At 68.4% G+C, this 6,600-nt stretch carries 4 protein-coding genes, 1 rRNA gene and 2 other annotated features; of the genes, 4 read left to right on the top strand and 1 reads right to left on the bottom strand.

The window, feature by feature from the left end; genetic code table 11:
• Positions 1–614, top strand: a sequence feature (23S ribosomal RNA rRNA prediction is too short).
• Between the two features lie 4 nt (positions 615–618).
• Positions 619–1,413 (top strand) — a sequence feature (23S ribosomal RNA rRNA prediction is too short).
• 148 nt (positions 1,414–1,561) lie between these two features.
• From rrf to FGF04_RS21300, 3 genes are all read left to right on the top strand, one after another.
• Positions 1,562–1,678, top strand: a 5S ribosomal RNA gene (gene rrf / locus FGF04_RS21315).
• Between the two features lie 246 nt (positions 1,679–1,924).
• The gene (locus tag FGF04_RS40125; protein ID WP_188114250.1) at positions 1,925–3,307 is read left to right on the top strand and encodes a hypothetical protein; all 1,383 of its coding nucleotides are present in this window, start codon (positions 1,925–1,927) and stop codon (positions 3,305–3,307) included.
• Positions 3,304–4,089 carry a tetratricopeptide repeat protein gene (locus FGF04_RS21300; protein WP_223146397.1) on the top strand — a complete coding sequence of 262 codons (786 nt, stop codon included), beginning with the start codon at positions 3,304–3,306 and terminating at the stop codon, positions 4,087–4,089. Before FGF04_RS40125 ends, FGF04_RS21300 begins: the two co-directional genes overlap by 4 nt.
• A gap of 105 nt (positions 4,090–4,194) precedes the next feature.
• On the opposite strand, the gene FGF04_RS21295 is transcribed toward FGF04_RS21300, so the two are convergent.
• On the bottom strand, positions 4,195–5,484 hold the full coding sequence (locus FGF04_RS21295) for a DUF1015 domain-containing protein (RefSeq protein ID WP_149512908.1): 1,290 nt from the start codon (positions 5,482–5,484) through the stop codon (positions 4,195–4,197).
• A 71-nt stretch (positions 5,485–5,555) separates the two neighbouring features.
• On the opposite strand from FGF04_RS21295, the gene FGF04_RS21290 reads away from it, so the two are divergent.
• Entirely contained in the window at positions 5,556–6,584 is a 1,029-nt protein-coding gene (locus tag FGF04_RS21290) for an HAD hydrolase-like protein (protein ID WP_149512907.1), read from the top strand.
• Positions 6,585–6,600: the final 16 nt, after the last annotated feature.

Here is a 6,600-nt window from a genome sequence, read left to right as displayed (position 1 = left end):
CGATTGACTAAGGGTTCCTGGGTCAAGCTGATCTGCCCAGGGTAAGTCGGGACCTAAGGCGAGGCCGACAGGCGTAGTCGATGGATAACCGGTTGATATTCCGGTACCCGCTGTGAAGCGTCAAACATCGAACCAGGCGATGCTAAGTCCGTGAAGCCGTTCCGGACCCTTCGGGGAAAGGAAAGTGGTGGAGCCGACGGACCAGACCTGTAGTAGGTGAGTGATGGGGTGACGCAGGAAGGTAGTCCAKCCCGGGCGGTGGTTGTCCCGGGGTAAGGGTGTAGGACGTGCGATAGGTAAATCCGTCGCACATATAGTCTGAGACCTGATGCCGAGCCGATTGTGGTGAAGTGGATGATCCTATGCTGTCGAGAAAAGCCTCTAGCGAGTTTCATGGCGGCCCGTACCCTAAACCGACTCAGGTGGTCAGGTAGAGAATACCGAGGCGTTCGGGTGAACTATGGTTAAGGAGCGAAGCTGAGAACTTAAGCGCCAGTAAACGGCGGTGGTAACTATAACCATCCTAAGGTAGCGAAATTCCTTGTCGGGTAAGTTCCGACCTGCACGAATGGCGTAACGACTTCTCGACTGTCTCAACCATAGGCCCGGTGAAATTGCACTACGAGTAAAGATGCTCGTTTCGCGCAGCAGGACGGAAAGACCCCGGGACCTTTACTACAGTTTGATATTGGTGTTCGGTTCGGCTTGTGTAGGATAGCTGGGAGACTGTGAAGCTTGAGCGCCAGCTCAGGTGGAGTCGTCGTTGAAATACCAGTCTGGTCGTGCTGGATGTCTAACCTGGGTCCGTGATCCGGATCAGGGACAGTGTCTGATGGGTAGTTTAACTGGGGCGGTTGCCTCCTAAAGAGTAACGGAGGCGCCCAAAGGTTCCCTCAGCCTGGTTGGCAATCAGGTGTTGAGTGTAAGTGCACAAGGGAGCTTGACTGTGAGACCGACGGGTCGAGCAGGGACGAAAGTCGGGACTAGTGATCCGGCGGTGGCTTGTGGAAGCGCCGTCGCTCAACGGATAAAAGGTACCCCGGGGATAACAGGCTGATCTTCCCCAAGAGTCCATATCGACGGGATGGTTTGGCACCTCGATGTCGGCTCGTCGCATCCTGGGGCTGGAGTCGGTCCCAAGGGTTGGGCTGTTCGCCCATTAAAGCGGTACGCGAGCTGGGTTTAGAACGTCGTGAGGGACGAACCTCTGGTGTGCCAGTTGTCCTGCCAAGGGCATGGCTGGTTGGCTACGTTCGGGAGGGATAACCGCTGAAAGCATCTAAGCGGGAAGCCTGCTTCGAGATGAGGACTCCCACCCACTTGATGGGTTAAGGCTCCCAGTAGACGACTGGGTTGATAGGCCGGATGTGGAAGCCTCGTAAGGGGTGAAGCTGACCGGTACTAATAGGCCGAGGGCTTGTCCTCAGTTGCTCGCGTCCACTGTGTAGTTCCCAGACAACGAACGGTTGTGCTGGCTGAACAGTTCCACTGATTCAATTGAATAGTGTGCTTGTTCGCTGCCCGTTCACAGCTCTGCCTCAGGCGGAGTGTCTGAAAGGGTTTCGGTGGTCATAGCGTGAGGGAAACGCCCGGTTACATTCCGAACCCGGAAGCTAAGCCTCACAGCGCCGATGGTACTGCAGGGGGGACCCTGTGGGAGAGTAGGACGCCGCCGAACAATCTTTGGAGGACCTTTGGTCCCAGCGACTCGCTGGGACCAAAGGTCCTTTTTTGTTTTCCCGAAGCGCGCCGGGTACCCGGTTGCGTGAGAATGACTTGCGGTACCGATGACAGGAGTCACCCATGTCCACCAACTCTCCCGACGAGCGACCGGAGCGCGACCAGCGACGCCGGGACAGTGGTGACCGCGGCGGCTACCGCGGGGGCCCGAGCCGTGACAACGGCCGCGGTGGAGCCGGCCGGCGTGACGACCGTCGCGATGACAACCGCGGTGGCGGTGACCGTGGCGGTTTCCGCCGTGACAACGACCGTCCGCCCTTCCGCCGTGACGACCGTCGCGATGACCGGCGTGATGACAACCGGGGTGGTTTCGAGCGTCGCGACGACCGTGGCGGTTTCCGTCGGGACGACAACCGTGGCAGTGGCGGGGACCGTGGCGGGTTCCGCCGTGACGACAACCGTGGTGGGAGCCGTCCTCCGTTCCGTCGGGACGACCGACCTGGTGGTCCGAGCCGCGACGACCGCGACCGTGGTCCCCGGCGCGACGGTGACCGTCCGGCGTTCCGGCGTGACGACCGTCGTGACGACAACCGCGGTGGTGGCGACCGTGGCGGTTTCCGGCGTGATGACAACCGTGGTGGCGGCGGGGACCGTGGTGGTTTCCGTCGTGACAACGACCGTCCGCCTTTCCGCCGTGATGATCGTCGGGATGACCGGCGTGATGACAACCGGGGTGGTTTCGAGCGTCGCGACGACCGCGGTGGTTTCCGTCGGGACGACAACCGTGGCGGCAGCGACCGTCCGCCCTTCCGTCGCGATGATCGACGCGACGACCGTCGTGACGACAACCGTGGTGGCGGGGACCGTGGTGGTTTCCGTCGTGACAACGACCGTCCGCCCTTCCGTCGCGATGATCGACGCGACGACCGTCGTGACGACAACCGTGGTGGCGGGGACCGTGGTGGTTTCCGTCGTGACAACGACCGTCCGGCGTTCCGGCGTGATGATCGTCGGGATGACAACCGCGGTGGTTTCGAGCGCCGTGACGACCGCGGTGGTTTCCGTCGGGACGACAACCGTGGCGGCAGCGACCGTCCGCCCTTCCGTCGTGATGATCGACGCGACGACCGTCGTGACGACAACCGCGGTAGTGGCGACCGTGGCGGTTTCCGTCGCGATGACAACCGTCGTGATGACAACCGTGGTGGCGGTGACCGTGGTGGTTTCCGTCGTGACAACGACCGTCCGGCGTTCCGGCGTGACGATCGTCGGGATGACCGCCGTGACGACAACCGGGGCAGCTACGAGCGCCGTGACGACCGGCGTGACGACAACCGTGGCGGCGGCGACCGCGGCGGGTTCCGTCGCGACGACAGCCGTCCCGGCGGCGGCTTCCGCGGGCGTGACGACCGCAGTCGCGGTGGGCCCCGTCGCGACGACGGCCGCGGCCGTCCCGGCGGCGGCAGCGGCGGTTACCGCGGGCGCGACGACCGGGGCGACGACCGCCGCGGCGGTGGCCGCTTCCGCGACGAGCGGGACCGCGACCGCGAGCCCATCAAGCGGCTGCCGATCCCGGACGACGTCACGGGCGAGGAGATCGACAAGGACGTACGGCAGGAGCTCATGAGCCTGCCGAAGGGGCTCGCCGACGACGTCTCCAGGAACCTGGTGATGGTCGCCCGGCTCATCGACGAGGACCCCGAGGGCGCGTACGGCTACTCCCGGGTGGCGCTGCGGCTCGCGTCGCGTGTCGCCGCCGTGCGGGAGGCGGCCGGCTTCGCCGCGTACGCGAACCAGAAGTACAGCGAGGCGCTCGCCGAGTTCAGGGCCGCCCGGCGCATGACCGGCACCGTGGACCTGTGGCCCGTCATGGCGGACTGCGAGCGCGGTCTGGGCCGCCCCGAGAAGGCGCTGGACATGGCCGGGGCCCCCGAGGTGCAGAAGCTCGACAAGGCCGGCCAGGTCGAGATGCGGCTCGTGGCCGCCGGTGCGCGGCGGGACATGGGTCAGCTCGACGCCGCCATCGTCACCCTCCAGAGCCCCGAGCTGGCCTCCCACTCCGTGCAGCCCTGGACCGCGCGCCTGCGGTACGCGTACGCCGACGCGCTGCTCGCGGCCGGGCGGGAGGGCGAGGCACGGGAGTGGTTCGCCAAGGCCGTCGAGTCCGACAAGGACGGCAGCACGGACGCCTCCGACCGGCTCGCCGAACTCGACGGCGTCGAGTTCATGGACGCGCTCGACGAGGACGAGGACGAGGCGGAGGGCGGCGCTCCGGCGGCGGCCGTCACCCCGGTCGAGGAGTTCGAGGAGGACTCCGAGGACATCGACGACGAGGTCGTCGGTGACCGTCATGAGCACGAGCAGCACGAGCAGCACGAGAAGAAGGCCGAGGACGGCCTGGAGGACTGACGTCGTCCCGGAGTCACCACGCAGCGACGCGGTGACCCAGTAACGGAATGACGGAATGACGGCGTGCGGGCGGGATCCCCTGGTGGGGTCCCGCCCGCACGCATGTCAGGGACCCAGCCTGCGCAGCACCAGGCCCGACGCCGGCTTCGGGCCGAAGGACGTCGACTTGCGGGGCATCGTGACGCCCTGGCTCGCGAGGTCGCGTACGACCTCCTCGCGGACCGGGTGCATCAGCACGGCCGTGCCGCCGTCGCGTTCCGCCTTGGCGACCGTGGCGGTCGTGTCGTGGATGTAGGTGATGTGCTCGGGGACGTCCGGGATGCCCCAGACGTGGTCGAGGAGCGTGGCGTGCAGGACGGTCGCGTCCAGGGTGCGCCAGGCCTCGGGGCGGTCCGCCGGGACCGTACGGGCCAGGAGGTCCGGGGCGGGGCGGTCGACGAGGTGGAAGGCGCCGTCGCCGGCCAGGAGGAAGGCGTTGCCCTCGGCGGCCGCCTCGGAGAGGGCCGACAGGGCCTCCGGGAGGGCGCCGCCGACGGTACGTATGCGGAAGGAGCCGGCCAGGGCCGCGAGGGCCTCGGAGACCGGGAGGCGGTGCAGGAGGCGGTGGATGGCGCGCACCCGCAGCGGGTGCCGCGCGGTGTCGACCAGGAGCACCAGGCCGTGGTCCCAGGGGCTGGGCGAGGGGTGCTCGGCGCGGACCCGCAGGTAGGTCGCCCAGCGGTGGTGGCCGTCCGCGATGAGGGCCTGGCGGCCGGCCAGGTCCGTGCGCACCTCGGCGAGGTCGGCCGGATCGGTGACCGCCCACAGGCGGTGCCTGAAGCCGTCCTCCGTGGTGGTGGAGAACAGGGGCGGGCGCCCGGCGGTGCGCTCGACGACCGCGGCCGTGCCGCAGGCGGCGCCGTCGCCGCGGTAGGTCAGCAGCAGGGGTTCGAGGTTCGCGGCGGTGGCCCGCATGAGGGCCGCGCGGTCCGCGACCACGTGCGGCATCACGTCCTCGTGCGGCAGCACCACGCCCTCCGCCGCCTCCGACAGGCGCAGGGCGCCGATGACGCCCCGCTGGAGCATGCCGTCGTCGTGCCGCTGCTCGTAGACGTAGAGGGCCGGCTCGGCGTCGGCTCTCAGGACGCCCTCGGAGACCCAGCGGTGCAGGGTGTCCGCCGCCTGTTCGTTGCGGGCGGCCGGTGTGGTGGCCTGCGGCAGGATCAGCCGGACGATGTTGTACGGATCCGCCGATTCCAGGTGGAGCAGGCCGTCGGGCCGTACGACCACGTCGTACGGCGGGGATGTGACGGCGGACAGGCTGCCGACCCGGTCGGGGTCGTAGCGCAGGCCCCGGAACGGGGTGAGGTCAAGGCCCATGCGTGCCGGTACGTCCGCGGTACCTGCAGTGTTCATTGATGCATCGTAAGTGTGTCCGTGCCGTGCGAGATGATCGGGGAAAGGGATCGAACGAGGAGCGATGCGTAATGAGCCAGACCGCGAGGACGCGGCCCGGGGGCAGTGAGCGGGCCCTGAGCGAGGCGTACGACACGGCGCTGCTCGACCTGGACGGGGTGGTGTACGCGGGCGGGAACGCGATCCCGCACGCGGTCGAGTCGCTCGGCAGGGCCCACGAGGGCGGGATGCGCCTCGCCTACGTCACCAACAACGCGCTGCGCACGCCCGACAGTGTCGCGGAGCATCTCACGGAGCTGGGCATCCCGACGCAGGCGGCGGACGTCATCACCTCGGCGCAGGCCGTGGCCCGGCTGATCAGCGAGCAGGTGCCGCAGGGTGCGCGCGTGCTGGTGATCGGCGGGGAGGGGCTGCGGGTCGCGCTGCGCGAGCGCGGTCTCGAACCGGTCGAGTCGGCCGACGACGACCCGGTGGCGGTCGTGCAGGGCTACGGCGGGCCCGACCTGCCGTGGGGGCGCTTCGCGGAGGCCTGCTACGCGATTTCCCGCGGGGTGCCGTGGTTCGCGTCCAACACCGACCTGACGATCCCGAGCGCCCGCGGCATCGCCCCGGGCAACGGGGCGGCCGTGGAGGTCGTGCGGATCGCGACGGGCGCCGAGCCGCAGGTCGCGGGCAAGCCGCTGCCGCCGATGCACCGCGAGACGATCCTGCGGACCGGGGCCGAGCGCCCGCTGGTCGTGGGGGACCGGCTCGACACGGACATCGAGGGCGCGTTCAACGGCGAGGTGGACTCGCTGCTCGTGCTGACCGGGGTGACCGACGGGGCGCAGCTCCTGGCCGCGCCGCCGCAGCACCGGCCTACCTATGTCGACGCCGACCTGCGGGGGATGCTGACCGGTCAGCCCGAGGTCGTCGAGGCGGGCGACGGTTTCCGGTGCGGCGGGTACACGGCCACGGCGGGCGGTGAGCGGCTGGAGCTGGACGGCGAGGGCGAGCCCATGGACGGGCTGCGGGCCCTGTGCGCCGCCGCGTGGACGGCGGCCGGGGACGGGGCGTGCGAGCTGGACGGGAGCAAGGCACTGGCCCGGCTGGGGCTCTGACCGGCTGGCGCTCTGA

This window comes from Streptomyces apricus (genome assembly GCF_008369065.1).
Classification (GTDB): domain Bacteria; phylum Actinomycetota; class Actinomycetes; order Streptomycetales; family Streptomycetaceae; genus Streptomyces; species Streptomyces apricus.
Note: the sequence above shows the minus strand (reverse complement) of the source record. Positions and strands in the feature narration are given on the sequence as shown.